Annotated in this window: 15 protein-coding genes; 8 read left to right on the top strand and 7 right to left on the bottom strand. The window is 73.8% G+C overall.

Going from position 1 to position 20,854, the window contains the following annotated elements:
* Positions 1-16 precede the first annotated feature (16 nt).
* From PV343_RS10785 to PV343_RS10795, 3 genes are all read right to left on the bottom strand, one after another.
* Positions 17-1,651 (bottom strand): FAD-dependent oxidoreductase, encoded by a 1,635-nt coding sequence (locus PV343_RS10785; protein ID WP_319146614.1) that lies wholly within the window; start codon positions 1,649-1,651, stop codon positions 17-19.
* Positions 1,648-2,382, bottom strand: a complete 735-nt coding sequence (locus PV343_RS10790; RefSeq protein ID WP_319146615.1) for a methyltransferase domain-containing protein — start codon at positions 2,380-2,382, stop codon at positions 1,648-1,650. The genes PV343_RS10785 and PV343_RS10790 overlap by 4 nt, the downstream gene beginning before the upstream one ends.
* Before the next feature lie 62 nt (positions 2,383-2,444).
* The gene (locus PV343_RS10795; protein WP_319146616.1) at positions 2,445-3,641 is read right to left on the bottom strand and encodes a lycopene cyclase family protein; all 1,197 of its coding nucleotides are present in this window, start codon (positions 3,639-3,641) and stop codon (positions 2,445-2,447) included.
* A gap of 245 nt (positions 3,642-3,886) precedes the next feature.
* Here PV343_RS10795 and PV343_RS10800 point away from each other — a divergent pair, with 245 nt between their 5' ends.
* The 4 genes from PV343_RS10800 to PV343_RS10815 are packed head-to-tail and all read left to right on the top strand — an operon-like array spanning position 3,887 to position 8,725.
* Positions 3,887-5,161, top strand: coding sequence for a polyprenyl synthetase family protein (locus PV343_RS10800; RefSeq protein WP_319146617.1), 1,275 nt, complete (start codon positions 3,887-3,889; stop codon positions 5,159-5,161).
* Entirely contained in the window at positions 5,158-6,696 is a 1,539-nt protein-coding gene (gene crtI / locus PV343_RS10805; protein WP_319146618.1) for a phytoene desaturase family protein, read from the top strand. Before PV343_RS10800 ends, crtI begins: the two co-directional genes overlap by 4 nt.
* On the top strand, positions 6,693-7,709 hold the full coding sequence (locus tag PV343_RS10810) for a phytoene/squalene synthase family protein (RefSeq protein ID WP_319146619.1): 1,017 nt from the start codon (positions 6,693-6,695) through the stop codon (positions 7,707-7,709). Before crtI ends, PV343_RS10810 begins: the two co-directional genes overlap by 4 nt.
* Positions 7,706-8,725 (top strand): DUF5914 domain-containing protein, encoded by a 1,020-nt coding sequence (locus PV343_RS10815; RefSeq protein ID WP_319146620.1) that lies wholly within the window; start codon positions 7,706-7,708, stop codon positions 8,723-8,725. The genes PV343_RS10810 and PV343_RS10815 overlap by 4 nt, the downstream gene beginning before the upstream one ends.
* Before the next feature lie 7 nt (positions 8,726-8,732).
* Here PV343_RS10815 and PV343_RS10820 read toward each other — a convergent pair whose 3' ends face one another.
* Complete coding sequence (locus PV343_RS10820) at positions 8,733-10,211, bottom strand: SLC13 family permease (RefSeq protein ID WP_319146621.1); 1,479 nt, start codon at positions 10,209-10,211, stop codon at positions 8,733-8,735.
* A 323-nt stretch (positions 10,212-10,534) separates the two neighbouring features.
* Between PV343_RS10820 and PV343_RS10825 the strand changes: the two genes are divergently transcribed.
* From PV343_RS10825 to PV343_RS10835, 3 genes are all read left to right on the top strand, one after another.
* Entirely contained in the window at positions 10,535-11,653 is a 1,119-nt protein-coding gene (locus PV343_RS10825; RefSeq protein ID WP_319146622.1) for a PP2C family protein-serine/threonine phosphatase, read from the top strand.
* A gap of 124 nt (positions 11,654-11,777) precedes the next feature.
* Positions 11,778-13,355: a phenylalanine aminomutase (D-beta-phenylalanine forming) gene (locus PV343_RS10830; protein WP_319146623.1), complete on the top strand. Its 1,578-nt coding sequence runs from the start codon at positions 11,778-11,780 to the stop codon at positions 13,353-13,355.
* Complete coding sequence (locus PV343_RS10835; protein WP_319146624.1) at positions 13,352-14,296, top strand: ACP S-malonyltransferase; 945 nt, start codon at positions 13,352-13,354, stop codon at positions 14,294-14,296. Before PV343_RS10830 ends, PV343_RS10835 begins: the two co-directional genes overlap by 4 nt.
* 61 nt (positions 14,297-14,357) lie before the next feature.
* Here the strand turns inward: PV343_RS10835 and PV343_RS10840 are convergent, their stop codons facing one another.
* The 3 genes from PV343_RS10840 to PV343_RS10850 form a co-directional block, all read right to left on the bottom strand.
* Positions 14,358-17,198: an AAA family ATPase gene (locus tag PV343_RS10840; RefSeq protein WP_319146625.1), complete on the bottom strand. Its 2,841-nt coding sequence runs from the start codon at positions 17,196-17,198 to the stop codon at positions 14,358-14,360.
* 71 nt (positions 17,199-17,269) lie between these two features.
* On the bottom strand, positions 17,270-18,121 hold the full coding sequence (locus PV343_RS10845) for a mycofactocin-coupled SDR family oxidoreductase (RefSeq protein ID WP_319146626.1): 852 nt from the start codon (positions 18,119-18,121) through the stop codon (positions 17,270-17,272).
* A gap of 692 nt (positions 18,122-18,813) precedes the next feature.
* Entirely contained in the window at positions 18,814-19,062 is a 249-nt protein-coding gene (locus PV343_RS10850; RefSeq protein WP_319146627.1) for an acyl carrier protein, read from the bottom strand.
* A gap of 97 nt (positions 19,063-19,159) precedes the next feature.
* On the opposite strand from PV343_RS10850, the gene PV343_RS10855 reads away from it, so the two are divergent.
* Positions 19,160-20,761, top strand: coding sequence for an AMP-binding protein (locus PV343_RS10855; protein ID WP_319146628.1), 1,602 nt, complete (start codon positions 19,160-19,162; stop codon positions 20,759-20,761).
* Positions 20,762-20,854 lie beyond the last annotated feature (93 nt).

Genomic DNA, 20,854 nt, shown 5'->3' on the forward strand with positions numbered 1-20,854 from the left:
GAGCCCGCCTGTACCGCTACGGCCCTGTCGCCTCTGCCCCTCCCCGGCCCGAGTTCCCCCGCCCGCCGTGCCCATACGCCGCGCCGAACCGCCGCGCCGCCCACCGCAGGCCCGCGGAGCGGCCCCGGCCGGGCACCGTCCACAGGTCGTGGCCGCGCAGCCCCCACCGGCCGAGCAGCGTGTTGGCGGCGAGGAAGCCGCTGGTGGCCGCCCGTTCCATCAGCGCCACCGGCAGGCCGGTGCGGACCGTGTCGCCCGCGACGACCAGGCCGGGCACGGACGTGCCCACCGCCGGCCGGTCCGCGTGGCCGCCGACCGGGAACAGCGGGCAGTCGGCCCGCCACTCGTGGCGGGCGTCGACCACCCGGGCCTGCCGGGTCTCCGGATACAGCCGGTGCAGTTCGCCGAGCAGTTCCTTGCCCACGGTCTCCCGGTCCGCGTCCTGAGGCAGGGCGTACGCGTGCAGTTCGAGCACCGAACCGCCCGAGCGGGCGGCCCAGCGGGCGGCCTCGCCCTCCCAGCCGCTGAGCACGCTCACGTTGTCCAGGGCCCCGTACCCGCTGGTGCCCAGGAACCCCGGGCGGTCCGCGCGCACCGGCCGGTCCAGCCACAGGCGCGAGACCAGGAAGGGCGGCGCGTTGCGCAGCCGCGCCACCCGCTCACGCCACCGCGCGTCGCCCAGCCCGGGCGAACGGGTCACCAGCGAGCGCAGCCCCGCCGGGTCCAGGGCGAGGACCACCGCGTCGTACGGCTCGGCACCGCTCGCGGCGGTCACGGTGAAATTCCCCGCGGGTGTCACGGAGACCTCGTCCACGGCCGTGTCGGTGCGCACCCCCGCGCCGAGCCGGTCGAGCCGCGCGGCCAGCGGGTCCCACAGGGCCTGCGGGAAGGGCTCCCGGGGCACGTCGAACAGCAGGCCCTCGGACGAGCCGAGGAAGTAGACGTGGAACATCAGCGCCATCTCCGCGGCCGACAGCCCGCGCGGATCGGCGAAGAAGCTGCGCGAGAACACCTCGAACGCCAGGTGCCGGGCCGCCGCGGGGAACCGGATCGCCTCCAGCAGGTCGTACGCGCTGACGTGGTCGAGCCGCTCGTACACGTCCGGAACCCGCACGTCCAGCAGCGGCAGGGCCGCGCGCGGCCGGATCCGGGGCAGGTCGCGCACGGAGAACGACTCGCTCAGCGCCACGAACCCGAGCGCGCTCCACGGGGGTGTGCGCGGCACGTGCCGGAAGCTGTCCCGGCGGCCGCTGCCGTGCCGCAGCGGGTAGTCGGGCAGCGCCGTCAGACCGGTCAGGGCGGGGTCGGTGCGGCGTAGCAGGGACCGCAGGTTGTAGTACTGGCGGAAGAAGGCGTGGAAGCCTCGGCTCATCGTGGCCGGGGACCCGTCCGCCAGCCGCGTCCGCCACCCGGCCAGCCGCCCGCCCAGTTGCGCGTCCCGTTCGTACAGCGTGACCCGGACGCCGCGTTCGGCCAGGGCGGTGGCCGCCGTCAGGCCGGCGATGCCGCCGCCGACGACGGCCGCACGCGGTGCGCCGGACCCCTCGGCCCGTGCGACGCCGGGCGCTGCGGGCAGTAGCCTCGCCAGCCGGTCCCGGCCGGGGAGGGCCGTGCGGGTGTGGCGCCCGACCTCGCGGCGCGGGCCGGTCATCGTCCCGCCCCGTCCTGCCCGGCCGACGGGCGGCGGGCGACCACGGTGTGGGTGATGCCGGTCTGCCAGCCCGGCAGCGGCAGCACCCGCACCCGCTCGAAACCCGCCCGCCGCACCCGGTGGGCGAGCTGCCCCGCCGTGTCGAAGGTGACGACGCTGCGCCACAGATGCCGGTAGAGCGGACCGTCACCGAGCAGGGTGGCGACCGGCAGCACCAGTCCACCGCACACCGCGTTCCACACCGCACGGTGGGCCGCCCGCCCGCTCAGCGCGTACTCGTGCACCGCCAGCCGGCCGCCCGGGGCGAGCATCCGGTACGCGCCGGCCAGAACCGCGTCCGGGTCGGCGGTGTTGCGCAGCAGGTAGGCGGCGAAGACCGCGTCGAACGGGCCCCGCACCCCCGCATCGGCCAGCTCTTCCACCGGCGCGTGCACGAACCGCACCGGCCGCGGCCACGGCCGCCCGGCCGCGCGCCGCAGCATGCCGGCCGACGCGTCGACGGCGGTGATGTCCGCGCCCGGCAGCACGGCGGCCAGCGCCGCCGTCGAGGCACCCGTGCCGCACCCGAGATCCAGCACGCGCGGGGCCGGACCGCCACGGGGCAGGCCGAGCCGCCGGGCGGAGCGGCGCAGCTGGGCGTGGTAGCCGGGGTTGGCCGCCACCAGCGTGTCGTAACTGCGGGCGGCGTGGTTGAACGCGCTGGCCAGGTCGGCGTCACGCAGCACGGGCATGCCATCTCCGTAAATGGTCGTCGGGGCGTGGGTCAGGCGGTCGGGGCACGTCGGGGCGGGGTTCATGCGGCTGGGGCACGTCGGCGCGGGGCGAACGGCAGGGCGAGGACCGAGCCGAGCATCGCGGTGACGGGCACGTGCAGGCCGATGGACAGGTCCTCCGGCAGGCTGGTGCGACCGTCCAGGAAACGCAGCAGCCGAGGCGCGGAGACCCGGGTGAACAGGCGGGTGAAGAAGGCCGGCCCGTCGACCCGGCCGTGGTCGAGGGCGTACAGCAGTGCGGCGTCCATCAGCCGGGAGCGGCCCGAGTGCGGGCGCGGCGGAAGCGGATGGCGCCCGGCGTGCAGCGCGGCCGCGACGGCGCCCGCCTGGCGCTGCACCGCGCTGAACGTGTAGCCCGTCGCGGGCCGGGTGGCCCCGGCCGCGGCCCCGATCCGGAACACGGACGCCCCGGCCCGCCGGGGGAAACACGCGTCCGTCATCGGGATCACGCCCTGCTCGCACGCGGTGACCTCGTGCTCGCCGATCCGCAGGACCCGGCCGGTGTAGTCCCGCAGCGCACGGTCGTACGCGTCCGTGTCCAGCACGCGCCGGGAGAACTCCGTGTACTCCACCAGCGCCTCGTGCGGGCCGGTCGGCAGGACGTACCCGAACGACAGCCCGTGCGCAGGCTGCGGGGTACGGAAGTCCATCAACTCCACGGTCGCGGGGTCGAAGACGGGCCGCCGGGTGCGCACGAACCAGCCGCGGAAGTGCTGCAGCAGCGTCGTGCGGGCCGGCGGCAGCCGGGCCGGCGGACGCGAGTCGAACACCCAGCGGGCGCGCACGGTCACCTCGCCGCCGTCCGCCCGGCGGCCCCGCACCAGGGCACCGCCCGGCACGGCCGCCACGCCCTCGACGACCGCCTCGACCGTCGTCACCCACGGGCTCACCCGCAGCGCCCGGCCGGCCAGTTCCTCGAACGCGTCCGAGCCCAGCATCTTGTACCGCCAGGGCTCGATCGCGGCGGTCACCGGCCGCCCGTCGCCCGCACGCACCCGCAGCCGCTGCCAGGAAGCCGTCAGCGCCCCGTCGTACGGCCCTTCGCCCGCCTCCCAGTAGCACCAGGTGCGGCGCGGCGCGCGAAACGGACCCGGCGGTGCCGCCAGCACCACCGCCGTCACCGGGCGCGCTCCCGCGGGCGGCCGGGCCAGCAGCAGGGCGAGCGACAGGCCGGCGGCGCCCGCGCCGACCACCGCGACGTCCGACTCCACCTCCACGGCGGCTCCCTTCCCCGGCCCGTTGATCCGACCAGTCTTCCCGCCGCACCGCCCCGGCGGATGCAGCCGCGAGCGTGTCGTGCCGCCGCCCGCCCCCGGCATCGGCATGTCCACCGAATGGCGCATCCGGCGCGGTGATCCGCGCGGAATGTGTGACGACGAGAGACGAGACACGAGTGACACGAGACAGGACAGGCGAGCCCGGGGCGCGCAGCCCGGCTCTCCGGACGGCGAGAGGATCAACGATGCGTTCCACCCAGGTGCTCGGCCGCCTCACGGCAGCGGCACCCCGTACGCCGCCCGCCCCCGCCGAACCCGGCGCACCCGGGAAACCCGGCGGCGTGGACGACGCGCGCACCGTCGACGCCGACGTGCCGGGCGCCGTCGGCAGGGAGCTGCGGGACCTGCTCACCGCCCGCCTCGCCGACTGCCGCGCACTCGACCCGGTGTTCGCCGACGACATCGCCGAGCGCGTCGCCCGCTTCACCCGACGCGGCGGCCGCCGGTTCCGCTCCCGGCTCGTGTGGTGGTCGCTGCGCGCCTGCGGCGGCCACGACGCCGTCCAGGTCCGCGCGGCGCTGCGCACGGCCGCCGCGCTCGAACTCATCCAGACCTGCGCCCTGGTCCACGACGACCTGATGGACCAGGCGCCCACCCGCCGCGGCGCACCGGCGCTGCACGCCGACGTGACCGCCCAGTACACCGGCACGGCGCCACGGCCCGCGGCCCACCGGCTCGGCGCGTCCGCCGCGCTGCTCGCCGGCGACCTCGCGCTCGCCTGGGCGGACGACGAACTGGCCCGGCTGATGCTGGACCCCGGACTCTCGCGGGACACCGCGCGCCGGCTGAACGAGGTCTGGCGCACCCTGCGCACCGAGATGGTCGCCGGCCAGTACCTCGACGTCCAGGGCCAGGCCACCTCGGCCCTCTCCCTGGGCCGCGCGCTGCGCGCCGCCTGTCTCAAGAGCGCCCTCTACACCGTCGAACGGCCGCTGGAGCTCGGCGCGGTGCTCGCCGGCGCCGACACCGCCACCACCTGGACGCTGTGCCTCGCCGGACGCTCGGCCGGACTGGCCTTCCAGCTCAGAGACGATCTCGACGACGTCTTCGCCGACCCCGCCACCACCGGCAAGCTGAGCGGCGGCGACGTGCGCGAGGGCAAGCCCACCTACCTGCTGGCGGTGGCCCGGGCCCGGGCCACCGCCGCCGGCGACCAGGCCGCGCTCGGCGTGCTCGAACACGCGGTCGGCCGGGCGGACCTGACGCCCCGTGAACTGGCCGACGTCCGCGACGTGCTCGAAACCACCGGCGCCCGTGACCTGGTGGAGACGAAGATCGGGCGGCTGGCCCGGCAGTCCCTGCGCCATCTCGCCGAGGCCACCCTCGAACCCGGTCCCGCGGACCGGCTGCGCGCCCTGCTGGCCGAGATCACCGGCACCCCCCGGCCGGGACCCGGACCCGACGGCCCCCCGCTCACCACCACCCCCGCCGCGGCGGCGGGATCGGAGGCGGCCAGGTGACCAGGACGGTCAAGGGACCCACCGACCACGTCGTGGTCGTCGGCGCCGGACTGGCCGGCCTCTCCGCCACCCTGCACCTGCTCGGCGCGGGCCGCCGCGTGACCGTCGTCGAACGCGACCCGCGGCCGGGCGGCCGGGCCGGGCGCCTGGAACTGGGCGGCTACCTCATCGACACCGGCCCCACCGTGCTCACCATGCCCGACATCGCCGACGAGGCGTTCGCCGCCGTCGGCACTTCCCTGCGCGACCGCGTCGACCTCATCCCGCTCCACCCCGCCTACCGGGCGCGCTTCGCCGACGGCAGCACCCTCGACGTGCACACCGACGCGGCGGCCATGGAGGCCGAGATCGAACGGTTCGCCGGAGGCGCCGAAGCGGCCCGCTACCACCGGCTGCGGCACTGGCTGGGCGAGCTGTACCGCACCGAGCGCGGCCGCTTCCTCGACGCCGACTTCGACTCCCCGTTCCAGCTCCTCACCCCCGACCTGCTGCGGCTCGCCGCCCTCGGCGGCTTCGGCCGCTGGGAGGCGCGCATCGCCCGCCACCTGCGCGACGAACGGCTGCGCCGCGTCTTCTCCTTCCAGGCCCTCTACGCCGGCGTCCCGCCCGAACGGGCCCTGGCCGCCTACGCCGTTATCGCGTTCATGGACACCATCGCCGGGGTGTACTTCCCGCGCGGCGGCATGTACGCGCTGCCCCGGGCGATGGCCGACGCCGCCGCCGAGGCGGGGGCGGAGTTCCGGTACGGGCAGCGGGTGACCGGCCTCGAACGGACCGGCGACCGGGTCTCCGCCGTCGTCACCGCCGACGCACGCATCCCCTGCGACGCCGTCGTCCTCACCCCCGACCTGCCGGTGACGTACCGCCTGCTGGGCCGCGCCCCGCGCCGCCCCACCCGCCTGCGGCACGCCCCGTCCGCCGTCGTCCTGCACGCCGGCTGCGACCGTACCTGGCCCGAGCTGGCCCACCACACCCTGTCCTTCGGCCACGCCTGGCGCGGCACCTTCCGCCAGCTGACCCGCACCGGCGAGCTCATGAGCGACCCCTCACTCCTGATCACCCGGCCCACCGCCACCGACCCCGGCCTCGCCCCGCCCGGCCGCCACCTGCACTACGTCCTCGCCCCCTGCCCCAACACCGACATCGGGCCCGGCGCCGTCGACTGGCCCGACCTGGCCCCCCGCTACCGCGACAGCCTGCTGCGCGAACTGGACCGCAGGGGCCTGACCGGCATCGCCTCGGCCATCGACACCGAATGCCTGGTCACTCCCGCCGACTGGAGCGGGCTCGGACACGCGGCGGGAACCCCGTTCTCCGCCGCGCACACCTTCGGCCAGACCGGGCCGTTCCGCCCGCGCAACCTGGTGCGCGGCACCGCCAACGCCGTCCTCGCCGGGTGCGGTACCACCCCCGGCGTCGGCGTGCCCCCCGTCCTGCTCTCGGGAAAGCTGGCGGCCGCCCGCATCACCGGGCCGCGCACGCGGGCCGCCACCACCGGCCGGACCATCCCGACGACGCGAGGAGCCCGACGATGACGGCCCGCGAACTGGACGCCGCCGGCATCACGGAGCCGCGGCTGCGTGACGCCTACACCCACTGCCGCCGGCTCAACGCACGCCACGGCCGAACGTACTTCCTCGCCACCCGGCTGCTCCCGCCCGGGCGGCGCCCCGCCGTGCACGCCCTGTACGGCTTCGCCCGCCACGCGGACGACATCGTCGACGTCTGCGACGGCGACCTGCGCCGGCTCGCCGACGGCGGGACGGAACGGCGGGCCGCCGCCCTCGACCGGCTGGCCGACGACCTCGCCCACGGCCTCGCCGGCGGCACCGGCGCCGCGCCGGTCACCGTCGCCCTCGCCGACACCAGCCGCCGCTACGGCATCGAACACCGCCACTTCACCGACTTCCTCGGCTCCATGCGCAGCGACCTGACCGTCACCGAGTACGCCGACTACGACGCCCTGCGCGCCTACATGCACGGCTCGGCGGCCGTGATCGGCCTCCAGATGGTCCCCGTCCTCGGCACCGTCGTCCCTAGGGAGGAGGCCGCACCGTACGCGGCCGAGCTCGGCGTCGCCTTCCAGCTGACCAACTTCCTGCGGGACGTCGGGGAGGACCTCGACCGCGGCCGGATCTACGTCCCCCAGGACCTGCTCGCCGCGCACGGCGTCGACCGCGACCTGCTGCGCCACTGCCGGGACACCGGCCGCACCGACACCCGCGTCGTCGCCGCGCTCCGCGCGTTCGAGGCCCTCACCCGCGCCGCCTACGACCGCGCGGCTCCCGGCGTGCCCATGCTCGACCCCGTCACCCGGCCGTGCATCCGCACGGCCCTCGTCCTCTACCGCGGCATCCTGGACGCCGTCGCCGCCGACGGCTGGGCGGCGCTGCACCGCCGCGCGGTCGTGCCCCGCCGTCGCCGCGCCCTCACCGCCGCCGACGGTCTGCTCCGCGTCACGGCGGCCCGCCTCGCCACCCGCCGACGGCCACCGGGCACCCCCGGTACCACCGCTCCGGCGTCCACCCGAGCCAAGGAGGCCATGTGACACCCGCCGGTCCCCCCAGGCGCGGCCGGCTGCCCCTGCGCCTGCGCCGCGCCCCGGTGGCCTGGGAACGCCAGCGCCCCACCTGGCGCGAGGCACGGCCCGCGCTGATCGCCGACGCCCTCAAGCGGGCGCAGGCCCGGCCGAGCGGCAACTGGTACGTCGTAGGCGCCTCCCGCGACCTGCGCGCCGACCGGCCCGTGGCCCGTACCGTCGCAGGACACGAGGTGGTGCTCTGGCGCGACCAGCGCGGCGACCTGGTCGCCGGACCCGGCGTCTGCCCTCACCTGGGCGCGCCGCTGCGCGACAGCCCGGTGCGCTGCGGCACCCTGGTGTGCCACTGGCACGGACTTGCTCTGGACGGCGCCCCGTTCGCCGGCTGGGAACCCTGGCCCGCGCACGACGACGGAGTGCTGCTCTGGGTACGCCTGGACGACGTGGGCGGCGAGGAACCCACCGCCCTGCCACCGGTGCCGGTCCGCCCCGACCCCGGCCGCGCGCTGGTCGCCGTCTACACGGGGAGCGGGCGCTGCGAGCCGGAGGACGTGGTGGCCAACCGCCTCGACCCCTGGCACGGCGCCTGGTTCCACCCGTACTCATTCGTCGACCTCACCGTCGTCGACATCCCCCGCGCGCCGGACGGGCGGGCGGTGCCGGACGGCTTCACGGTCGACGTCTCCTTCAAGGTCGCCGGCCGGCTCGTCGTGCCCGTCCGCGCGGAGTTCACCGCACCCGGACCGCGCACCGTCGTCATGCGGATCACCGACGGCGAGGGCGAGGGCTCCGTCGTGGAGACCCACGCGACACCCCTGGGCACCGACGCGACGGGCACCCCGCGCACCGCCGTGGTCGAAGCCGTCGTGGCCGCCTCCGGACGCCCGGGATTCGCCCTCGCGCGCCGCGCCGGCCCGCTGCTGGCTCCGCTGGTCCGGCAGGCCGCGGGCCGCCTCTGGCGCGACGACCTGGCCTACGCCGAACGACGCTGGTCCCTGCGCTCCACCGGCCGCTTCCCGGGCTGAGCCGGCGTCACACCACGATGTCGAGCAGCAGCAGACACCCGAGGGAGGTGAGGGAGAGCAGGGTGTGGGACACCGTCCAGGTCCGCAGCGTGCCGCCGATCGAGGTGCCGAAGTACTCCTTGGCCATCCAGAAGGCCGCGTCGTTGACGTGCCCCGCGAAGGCGGCGCCCGAGCCCAGGGCCAGCGCGAGCAGGGACGCCTCGGCGGGCGCCAGACCGTGCGAGAGCGGGCCGACGATGCCGGCCGCGGTGATGGTGGCGATGGTGCCGGAACCCACGATGGTCCGCATCAGGGCCGCGATCAGCCAGGCGAGCAGCAGCAGCGAGATGTGGAGGTGGCCGGCCGCCAGCGTGACGGCCCGGTCGACACCGGTGTCCTGGAGGGCCTGGGAGTAGCCCCCGCCGGCCCCGACGATCACGATGACCCCCGCCACGGGCGCGAAACTCCTCGCCAGGGACGCCTGGACGTGGAGGCGGCTGAAGCCGAGCGAGTACCCGAACGTGAACAGCGAGACGAACACCGTGACCAGCAGGGCGATCATCGGCGTGCCCAGGAACTCGACCACGGTGTACAGCGTCCCCTGGGACTTCGGCATGCTGTCGTAGACGGCCTTCAGCGTCATCAGCACGATCGGCAGCAGGATGGTGCCGACGGTGACGGCGAGGCTCGGCAGGCTGCGCGGAACGGCCGGCCCGGCGTCGTCCGCACCGGAGGCGGAGGCGGGTCCGGATGCGGAGCCGCGGCCGGTGCCGTGGCCCGCCGCGCCGTCGCCGTGCGGCCCGGTGGTGAAGGCGGCGGTGGCGGAGTCGGGCACGTGCGCCGGTACCCGGGGCCAGATGTACGCGGTGAACAGGGGACCGGACACGATGGCGCACGGCACGGCCACCAGCAGGCCGTACAGCATGGTGAGCCCGACCGGCGCGTGCACCGCCTGGATGGCGATGAGCGGTCCCGGGTGCGGGGGGACCAGCGCGTGCACCGTGGCCAGTCCGGCCACCACCGGCATGCCCGCCCGCAGCACCGGGTAGTTCGTCTGCCGCGCCAGTTGCAGCACGAGCGGCATCAGCATCACGAAGCCGACCTCGAAGAACATCGGCAGACCGATGAGCGCCGCGACCAGGGTGAGCGCCCACGGCAGCCGCTCCGGCCGGACCACGCGGGTCAGGGTGCCGACGACCTGCTCGATGCCGCCCGAGTCGGCCAGCATCCGCCCCAGCACGGCGCCCAGGATGATCAGCACGCCCACCGAACCGGTGATGCGGCCCAGGCCGGTCGTGAAGGACACGATGGCCTTCTGCGCGGACTCCCCGGCCAGCAGCGAGACGGTCAGCGCGCTGACCGTCAGGGCGAGGAAGGGGTGGATCCTCGCCCAGCTGATGAGCAGGACGACGACGGCGATGGACACACCGACCACCACCAGGAGCCACGTGTCCTCGGCGGTCCAGGACTGATCCGCCGCCAACAGCCCGGCCGCTGAACACACCATCCACTGGTCTCCGTTTCCGTTCCCCGGCACGCCCGTCGCACGGGCTCCGGGGCGGGCCGGCGGACCGCCCGGGCGCGGAGGGGCAAGCGGAAGAACGACACCACACACAGCGGTACGCCGAGCCGACGCAACGAGGACACCGCGGACGTGATCACCGGAACGGGCCTGCGGGCCCTCGCGCACCGGCGCCCGGGGCCGCTCGCCGCCGGACGCCGGGCCCCGGCGTTCCACCGGCGCGTCAGCCACCTGGTGGATGCCCGTCACCGGTACACGCGGACGACTCTGGAACCCCCCGGCAGGGGGCCGCACGACAGGAGAGACCCGTGGCCGAAGTACGCCGCATACGCACACCCCGCATCCCCGGCCGGTTCGGGCAGGCTCTGCGCGGCACCCCGCTGCCGCTGCTCGCGCTGACCGCCGCCGCCGTGCTGGACGCCTGGGCGCCGTTCCGCACCCGGTTCGGCCCCGTGCTCGCGGCCGTACCCGCCCTGGCCGCGGCCACCTGCACCCTGACCGGCATCGTCTGCACCGGCCTGCTCACCGGTCTCGTCGCCACCTTCATCGCCTGGGGCAACGGCTGGCTGATCGACTCCCCGTTCCGGGTGACGATCCTCTGCGTGGCCGCCGTGTCGGTCGCGGCCCTGGAGGCGGGCGCCGTACGACTGCGCCGGGAACACGAACTGGTCAACGTCCGGCTGATCGCCGAGACGGCTCAGCGCGTGGTGCTGCGCCCCGTGCCCGAGCGGCTCGGACCGGTACGCCTGAACGGCGTCTACCTCGCCGCGCACCACCAGGCGCGCATCGGGGGAGACGCCTACGAGTGCCTGGACACCGCCTACGGGGTGCGGGTGCTCGTCGCCGACATCCGGGGCAAGGGGCTGCCCGCCGTCGAGGCCGCGGCCGCGCTGCTGACCTGCTTCCGGGAGGCCGCGCACACCGAGACGTCGCTGCACCGCCTGGCCCAGCGCCTGGAGGCCGGCACGCAACGCCATGTGCGCGCGGCCAACGCCTTCTCCGAGTGCTTCGCCACCGCCGTCGTCGTGGAGATCCCCGACGAGGAAGTGGTCCGCGTCGTCCGCTTCGGCCATCCCCGGCCGCTCCTGCTGCGAGGCTCGGGCCGCACGGTCCCGCTCACGCCGCCGACGAGCAGCCTGCCGCTGGGCCTCGGCGACCTCGTGCAGAAGGGGCACCAGGTGCTGACCGCGCGCTTCCGGCCGGGCGACCGGATCCTCCTGTACACCGACGGCGTCACCGAATGCCGCGCGGGCGACGGCACCTTCTACCCGCTGGCGCAGCGGCTGCGGCACTGGACGAGTCTGACCGGCCCCGCCATGCTCGACACGCTGCGCGCGGACCTCGTCCGCCACGGGCGCGGCCGGCAGCAGGACGACGCGGCCCTCGTGCTGATCGAGCGCGTCGACGGCGACCGCCGGCACGGTTAGGGGGATCCGGGGCGCGCATAGGGGGCGATGGCGGTGCACCGCGTCAGCGGGGCTGGTTTGACTGGGGCTCGCCTGCCCTGTCATCGCGGGGACGTGATCACCAGACCCCAGGAGAGCCTCTCTCATGACACTCACAATCAAGGCCAACCAGTCGATCACCCTGGAACAACTGGACGCCGCCGTGGCCGGGAACGTCCCGGTCGAGCTCGACACCGAGGTGTGGCAGCGCGTCCGCACCTCGCGCGAGACCCTCGAGAAGTTCGTCGAGAACGACCGGGTCATCTACGGCGTGAACACGAGCATGGGTGGCTTCGTCGACTGGCTGGTGCCCGTGTCGATGGCCCGGGAGCTCCAGGAGAACCTGATCAACGCGGTGGCCACCAACGTCGGCCAGCACCTCGACGACCGCACGGTCCGCGCCATCATGCTGTCCCGGATCGTCTCGCTGTCCCGGGGTAACTCGGCCATCTCCCCGGCGAACCTGGAGAAGCTGATCCAGGTATACAACTCGGGTGTCGTCCCCTGTGTGCCGGAGAAGGGCTCGCTGGGCACCAGCGGCGACCTCGGCCCGCTCGCCGCCATCGCCCTGGTGGGGGTCGGGCAGTGGAAGGCCCGGCTGGACGGGGAGGTCCTGCCGGGGGCGGACGCGCTGGCCAAGGCGGGCATCGAGCCGATGACCCTCAGCTTCAAGGAGGGGCTGGCCCTGATCAACGGCACGTCGGGCATGGTCGGCCTCGGCAGCCTCGTCTTCTCCCGGGCCCGCAGGCTGCTCGACACCTACCTCACGGTGTCGGCGCTGTCCGTGGAGGGCCTGCGGGGCATGACCAAGCCGTTCGACCCCCGGGTGCACGAACTCAAGCCGCACCTCGGCCAGCGGGAGATCGCCAAGCGGCTCTGGGACGTCCTCCAGGACTCGTCGATGGCGGTCAACGAACTCGACACCGAGACCGCGCTCGCCGGTGAGATGGAGGAGGACGCGGCCAAGCACGCCTCGCAGCCCATCGAGGACGCCTACTCGATCCGCTGCACCCCGCAGATCCTCGGCCCGGTCCTGGACAGCATGAAGCAGGTCGGCGCCACCCTGGAGGGCGAGCTGAACTCCTCCAACGACAACCCGCTGGTGGTGCCGGAGGAGAACGACGTCTTCCACAACGGCCACTTCCACGGCCAGTACGTCTCCATGGCCATGGACCACCTGGTCATCTCGCTCGCCACGCTGACCAACCTGGCCAACCGCCGGATCGACCGCTTCCTGGACAAGAGCAACAGCAACGGCCTGCCGGCCTTCCTGTGCCGGGAGAACCCGGGCCTGCGACTGGGGCTCATGGGCGGGCAGTTCATGACGGCGTCGCTCACCGCCGAGACCAGGGCCATGGCGATGCCCATGTCCATCCAGTCGCTCACCAGCACCGGCGACTTCCAGGACATCGTCTCGTTCGGCTTCGTGGCGGCCCGCAAGGCCCGCGAGGCCCTGGACAACGCCACCTACGTCGTCGCGTTCGAGCTGCTGTGCGCGTGCCAGGCGGTCGACATCCGGGGCGGCGCGGACGCGCTGTCCAGTGACACACGGCGGCTGTACGAGCGGACCCGTGAGCTGGTGCCCTACCTCGACCACGACGTCACCATCACCGACTACGTCGAGGCCATCGCCCGCGAGATCCTGAGCGAACGGCCCGCCGCCGAAGCATCGGCGCTGCGGTGAGCGCCGGCCCGGCGACCGCGATCGCCTTCCCCGGCATACGGCAGAGCCCCTTCGCCGACCTCGGCAAGTTCCTGCTGATCAACCCGGTCGCGCGACGTCTCACCGAGATCGCCGACGACACGCTCGGCTACTCGACCCTCGACCGCTACCGCCAGGCCGACAGCGCGTACTCCGCGGGTGAACGGGTGTCCTTCCTCGTCACCTGCCTGGCGCTGGCCCACTGGGCGGAGGACACGCTGGACCTCAGGCCCGCCCTGTGCGTCGGCGCGAGTTTCGGCGACACCGCCGCCGCCGTGTACGCCGGAGCGCTGGACTTCGCCGAGGCGGTCTGGCTGACGGCCCGGTGGAACGACTGCGTCGAGGAGTACTTCGCCGAGAACCACGCCGACGTGGTGACCCAGTCGTTCGCGCGCACCCCCGAACCCAGGTTCGCGGAGATCCTGCGGGAGCTGGACGACGCGGGGGAGTGGTACGAGATCGCCTGCCACGTCGACGACGACTTCTGGATGCTGTCGGTACGCGAGCACCGCCTGGACTGGCTGCACACCGCGGTGCGCGCCCGGGGCGGCCTGCCGATGTACACGATGCGGCCGCCGATGCACGCTTCGGTGTTCGCCCCGCTGCGCGACACCATCGAGCGGGAACTCGTGAGCCGGCTCGACCTGCGAGACCCGCACCTGCCGATCGTCGGCGACCACGACGGAACCGTCGTGGAGACGGCGGCGGGCGTACGCGGGCTGCTGCTGGACGGCGTGGTGCGCACCGTGCGGTGGCCGGCGGCGATGGCCACCCTCGCCGGTCACGGCGTCGAACGCCTGGTGGTGTCGGGGCCGGACGGGCTGTGGGGCCGGGTGGACTGCGCCCGCGGCCGGTTCGACGTGGTGCCGCTGACGCCCGCCGTCGCGCTGCGGCCGCGGCCCCGCCGGGCAGCGGTGGCATAGCAACGGGGGTGATGGTGGCGGTCCGGGAACCCCGGACCGCCACCATCACCCCCGGCGGGGTTCAGCTCGCGATGTCCTCACGGTCGGTGGGCAGCAGCCCGTCCCCGGCGAGGTCCGTGCGCTCGTGCTCGCCGCCGTGCCCGCGCAGCTCGTACACCGAGAGCAGATCCGTGCGCCGGGTGATGCCGAGCTTGCGGTAGACCCGCGTGAGGTGCTGCTCGACCGTGCTCACCGTGATGTACAGCATCTGGCTGATCTCCCGGTTGGTGTGCCCGAGCGCCGCCAGCTCCGCCACCCGGCGCTCCGCCTCGCTGAGGACCTGGCGCGACTGCTGGTCCTGCTGACTCCAGCCGGCCTGTGGGGCCCGCCGCTGCTCGGCACCGCCGTCGTCCTCCGCGGGCAGCCCCGGCGCGAGACAGGCCCGGGTGACCTGGGTGGCGCGCCGGGCCAGCAGCCTGGCCTGGTCGAACTCGCCGAGCTTCTGGTGGGCCAGGCTGAAGTCGCCCAGCGCCCTGGCCAGCTCCAGCCGGTCCTGGGCCGCGGTCAGGAACTCGACGCTCTGCCGCAGCAGGGCCGGGCGCCGCGCCGGTTCACTGGCCCCGGCGAGCACCCGCAGGGAGATGCCCCGCATGCGGATGTCCGCCGACCGCGTCCGCTCCAGCTGCTGGCGGACCAGCTCACGGGCCTCGGCGGTGTGGCCGAGTTCCAGGTTCACCAGGGCCAGGTTGCCGCGCCACGGGCTGAGCGCGGGCAGGTCGACCTCCCACTCGTGCATGAGCCTGCCGCACAGCTGGAAGTCGCCGCCCGCGGCGAGCGCCTGGTCGGTGGCGAGGAAGAGACAGCCCCTCGCCTCCAGGTAGTACAGGCCGAGGAAGGTCTCGAACATGGCGTCCGGCACGGGCTGCCGCAGCACCTGGGCGGCCGCCTCGTAGTCGCCGAGGCTGGTGCGGGCGGAGACCAGGGTGGCGCGCGGCAGCCCGATGAGGATGCCCCACGCCTTGGCGGGGAGCAGCTGGAGCGCCTGCTCCGACTGCTGCACCGCGGTGGCCAGGTCACCGAGGCGCAGCGCGATGCTCGCGTTGATGCCGTTGAGCACCGCCTGCCAGGTGAGGTCGCCGAACCGGGCCGCCTCCTGGACCAGCCGCTCGCACCAGGATCGCGCCAGGTGCGGTTTGCTGCCGCAGCGCAGGGCGAGCAGCGCGCCCGCCACCACCTCCAGGGCCGTCTCCCCGACATGGCAGCTCTGGAGGATGTGCTGGGCGGAGGTGGTGGCAGTGTCGCCGCCGCCGCGCACCCAGAACGTCGTCATCCGGTCCACTGCGTGCGCCCAGGTGCCCCGGCGCGCCGCCACCCGGACGCCGTCGGCGCCGGCCGTGCGCAGCCGGCGGTCGGAGCCGAAGTACCAGTGGAAGGTGGCGGACAGTTCGGCGGCGCTGCGCGGGTCGAGCCGCTCGGGCGTCTCGCACAGCGCGGCCGCCGCCCGCGTCGCGGCCTCCACCTGGCCGTGCCACAGGGAGTAGCGCACCACCTCGACCGCGGCGGCGGGGGGCAGCTGTCCCGCCCGCACGGCGTCGAGGAGGGCGGGCAGGTAGGGGGTGGCGACCGCCGTGTTCTTCCGCCACAGGGCGCGGGTCAGGGCGTACATGCCGGCGTTGCGCTCGCGAGGGTCGGCGCTGGCGCCGACCGCGAGTTCCAGGCAGCGCACCGCGGTCTCCGGGTCGCCGGCGGTCAGCGCGTGCTCCGACGCGTCGCGCAGGGCGGCCACCGCCCACGGCTCGGGTGCCTGGCCGGCCGCGAGCAGGTGCCGGGCCACGTCGACGGCGGCCGCGCCCGCCTGGGAGAGCAGCCGTGCCACCCGCGTGTGCAGCGCCGAGCGTTCGCCGTGCGGCATGCCGTCGAGGATCGCGGACTCGCCGCGCGGATGCCGGATCCGGCCGCCGAGCAGCAGGCCGGCCTCCGTGAGGATCCGCAGGAGTTCCTCGGTCTCCTCCGGCCTGCTGTCGAGCAGTTGGGCGATGAGTGCCGGTGAGGAGCGGTCGCCGAGGACCGCCGCGGCGCGCGCCACCGAGAGCAGTTCGGCGTCCCACCGGTACAGGCCGGCCAGCACGGCCTGTGCGTACGCGACCCCGGCCACGGGTCCTTCGCGGTCCGCGTCCTCGTCGGTGAACACGGCGCCGAGCCGGTCGTCGAGCGCCGCGTGCAGCAGCATCGGGTTGCCGCCGGTGAGCCGGTGGTACCCGTGGGCGAGCTGCGCGGGCTCGGGGACACCCTCCTTGGCCAGCAGGGTGGTGAGGTCCTCGACCGACAGCGGAGCCAGCCGGATGTGGCTGCACGGGTGCCGGGTCAGCTCGGCCCGGAACTCCGGCAGCGTCGGCTTGCCGCGGTGCCACTCGTTGAGGACGATCAGCAGCCGTTTGCTGACCATCCTGCGCTGGAGCGAGAGCAGCAGCCGCAGCGACGGCGCGTCGGCGAACTGCACGTCGTCCACGGCGAGCACCAGCGGCTGGTCCGCGCAGAGGTCGAGGAGCACGCCGCACAGTTCACGGATGTTCGTGTCCGAAGTCCCGTACGGGCCGGGCTGGTTCGCTCCCCACGAACCGGCCGACTCGTCCGGGACGCCGATGAGCCGCGCGGCGTGCTCCGGCAGGGACGCCGCCGGGCCGGCGCTGCGGAGCAGCTGGTCGGCGACGCCCAGCGCGAGCCTCCGCTCGGCTCTGGACCCGGTGGCGGTGAGCATCAGGGCTCCCGCCTTCGCCGCCTGCCGTGAGAACTCGTGCAGCAGGTGCGTCTTGCCGCTGGCCAGGCCGCCTTCCACGAGCGCCAGCTTGCCGTTGCCGCACGTGCTTTCCGCGAGCAGGTCCCGCAACCGGGACAGCGCCGCGTCGTAGCCCATTCTCGCCATAAGTGCCTACCCCCCGAGCTCGGCATTTTCCGTGCTGAGCGGGACTTCGCGCCGGGCGGCGCCCGCCCCGTTCACAGGCGATGTCTGGCGATGGCGCCTCCGTCGATCCTCAGCTGTGTTCCGGTCACGTACCGGGATTCGTCCGAGGCCAGGTAGACGACGGCGTGCGACACGTCGGCGGTCGTGACGTGGGTGATGGGCATCGCCTGGAGGGTGGCCAGGATCGGTGCCACGTCGTCCTTGGTCGGGTTCTCCAGGTCCGGACGGTAGGTCCGGAGCATGGCGTCGTTGTTGGTCATGTCGGTGTCCACGGTGGTCGGGTGGACCGAGTTCACCCGGATGCCGCGCGGCGCGAGCTGGAGGGTGAGTTCCTTCATGTAGTCGACGAGGACGTGCTTGCTGAAGCGGTAGCCCACGTAGCCGGCGCCGGCCATCTCGTCCTCGCCGATGGGCGGCACGAGGCTCGCGATGGAGCCGGAGAGCACGACGGAGGCCCCGTCACGCAGGTGCGGCACCGCGGCGTGGACGGTGTTGAGCACGCCGACCAGGTTCACGTCGACGCTGGCGGCGAAGCCGTCCACGCTCACGTCCTGGCCCATCGGCAGGATGCCGGCGTTGGGGACGAGGACGTCTACGCCGCCGTCGAGTTCGGCGACCCCTTCGGCGATGGCCGAGCGGACGGCGGCGTAGTCGCGCACGTCGGCGTACTTCACCACCGCGCGGCGCCCGGTCTCGCGGACCAGTCTGGCGGTCTCGTCCAGGTCCTCGTTGCTGGCCATGGAGTAGCCGGCGGTCTCGATGTCCTTGCACAGGTCGACGGCGACGATGTCCGCGCCCTCCCGCGCCAGGTGGACCGCGTGGCTGCGGCCCTGCCCTCTGGCCGCGCCGGTGATCACGACGACCTTGTTCTCAACCCGACCCATCTTTGGGGACCTCTTTCACACGAGGGAAGTTCTGCTTTTCAGATGGAAAGTAAAATGCAGGTTTCGCGGTGGGGACCGGCCGACATCAAATGGACTGCGAACGGCAGAGGAGTTCGCGGTGAATCACCGCCGTGTTCACACGGGAACAGTTGAATGGGCAAGTAACAGGCACCAAATGCCTGGGTGCAGGCCCGCACGCGGACCGGTGATCTTGGCCGTAATGCTGTCCGTCATGATGGTCGCATTATTTGTCCGACTGTTCGGCCGCGCAAGAGAATCGGTAAATATCTTGTGAGGGTGCCTCCTTGCTCATGGGTGGTGTGCTCTCCTGCCCGTGGCCGTTCCCTCAGGTTTCACTCAAATCCCTTGACATGGCACCACGTCGACGTTCCCCGAGTGGCACCTCATGTGCGGTTGGCTGATTCCCGATGGTGCACTCGGCGGGACCGGCCGGGGCCGGCCGGACGCCGGCACGGGCCCTGCCCGTCTCCGCCTCCCGCTCAAAGGTGACTTACCGTCAAGTATTCGCGCGTAGCGTCGACTCGGAGTGATCGTGACGTCACCGAAGAGGGGTGGCGGCCGGTGAACGCTGGGGTCGATAGGGGTACCGGCCTACGCCGGCCCCTCGTCAGCATGACGCCCGAAAAGGGCACCCCGCTCACCTGGCCCGACGGCCTCCGATGCCCGTTCGGTCATTCGGCGGGCGCGGTCATCCGGGAAATGCTCGCCCAGATCCGACCGGGTGTGGCGAACGTTTCCAGACTGAGCAGGTCGTCGACGAACCGGATGCCGTACTCCGCCTCCAGGTCGCTGATCAGCTCCACCGTGGCCATGGAATCCAGGCCGTAATCCCGGAGTGAGGTTTCCTCGTCAATCGCGTCCGCCGGGGATATGAACGGAAGGTATCTGCGCAGTATGGCGTCGAACTTGACGTCGAGCATGATGACTCCGACTCAGAGGCGTGGCTGTCTTCGCGATGCAAGACCACTACCGGACGTATCGGCAACCCCTATCCCCCCTTACTCGCTGGAGATCGGAATGTCCGACCTGGTCGACTCCGCGCTGACCACGCGCTTCCTGCGGGGCCTGGCCACCGCCCCCGACCGCACCGCGGTACGGGTGGGAACCAGCCGCGTGACCTACTCCGAACTGCACGAGCTGGCCCTGCGCCGGGCGGGCGACCTGCACGCCGCGCCGGGCGGCCCGCCGCGCGCCGTGGGCGTGCTCACCGACCGGAGCCTGGAGGGCTACGCCGGTGTCCTCGCCGCCCTGTACGCCGGGGCCACCGTCGTCCCGCTGCACGCGCGCTTCCCGCTCGAACGCACCCGGCGGATGCTGGTCACCGCCGGAGTGGACGCGGTGATCGCCGACGGACCGGGACTCGCCACCCTGCGCGAACTCGGCCAGCACGGACTGCGCTTGCCCGTACTGGCCGCCGGGGCGGGCGACACCGTGCCGGACGCGATCCCGGCGGCCGGCCGCCCGCTCGACGCCCCGGCCCAGGTGCGCGACACCGACCACGCCTACATCCTGTTCACCTCCGGCTCCACCGGCCGCCCCAAGGGCGTGCCCCTCACCCACGGCATGACCCGGCACTACTTCGCCCTCGCCGACCGGCACTACGACTTCCACGCCGGCGACGCCTTCTCCCAGACGTTCGACCTGAACTTCGACTGCGCGATGTTCGACATGTTCTGCGCCTGGGGCGCCGGCGCGAGTCTGCACCCCGTCCCCGCGCAGGCATACCGGGACCTGCCCGGCTTCTTCGGCGAACGGAACCTGACCGTCTGGTTCTCCGCGCCGAGCGCCATCAGCCTCGCCCGCCGCACCCGGGGCCTCGCCCCCGGCGGCATGCCGACGCTGCGCTGGAGCCTGTTCGCCGGCGAGGCACTGCGCGCGGCGGACGTCGTCGACTGGCAGGCCGCGGCCCCCGCCGCCACCGTGGAGAACATCTACGGCCCCACCGAACTCACCCTGACGGTCACCGGCCACCGCTGGTCCCCCGAGACCTCACCGGACCTGTGCGTCAACGGCCTCGTACCGATCGGCGCGCTGCACGAGGGCCACGACCACCTGCTGCTCACCCCGGACGGCGCGCTCTCCGACCACGAGGGCGAACTGTGCGTCACCGGACCGCAGATGACCCCCGGATACCTCGAACCGCAGGACGACGAAGGACGTTTCCTCCAGCACGACGCCCGCCGCTGGTACCGCACAGGGGACCGGGTGCGCGCCCTGGACAACGGCGAACTGGTCTACCTCGGCCGCTACGACTCCCAGGTGCAGGTCAACGGCTGGCGGGTGGAGCTGGCCGAGATCGAGTTCGCGCTCGGTGCCTGCCCCGGTGTCCGCGACGCGGTAGCCGTGACCCGTACCACCGGCGGCACCACCGAGATCGCGGTCTTCTACACCGGCGAACCCGTGCCCGCCGCCCGTCTGACCAAGCAGCTCGCCGAACTCCTGCCCAAGGGCATGCTGCCCCGGCGCTTCACCCACCTGGCGGAGTTCCCGCTGAACTCCAACCGGAAGATCGACCGCAGACGCCTCGCGGAGGAAGCGGCAGGGCAAGCCGGCGGCGAAGCGGCCGGGCAAGGCGACCGGGAAGCGGCCGGAGGTCCCGGCGCTGCGCGGCCCGACTGAACGCGCGTTAGGGGTCGTTAGGGGCTCTTGACCGGCGGCCCGTGCGCGAACGTGACCCGCAACGGCAGGCGGACGCACATCGCGGAGGAACCT

This window comes from Streptomyces sp. WI03-4A, from assembly GCF_033792105.1.
Taxonomy (GTDB): domain Bacteria; phylum Actinomycetota; class Actinomycetes; order Streptomycetales; family Streptomycetaceae; genus Streptomyces; species Streptomyces collinus_A.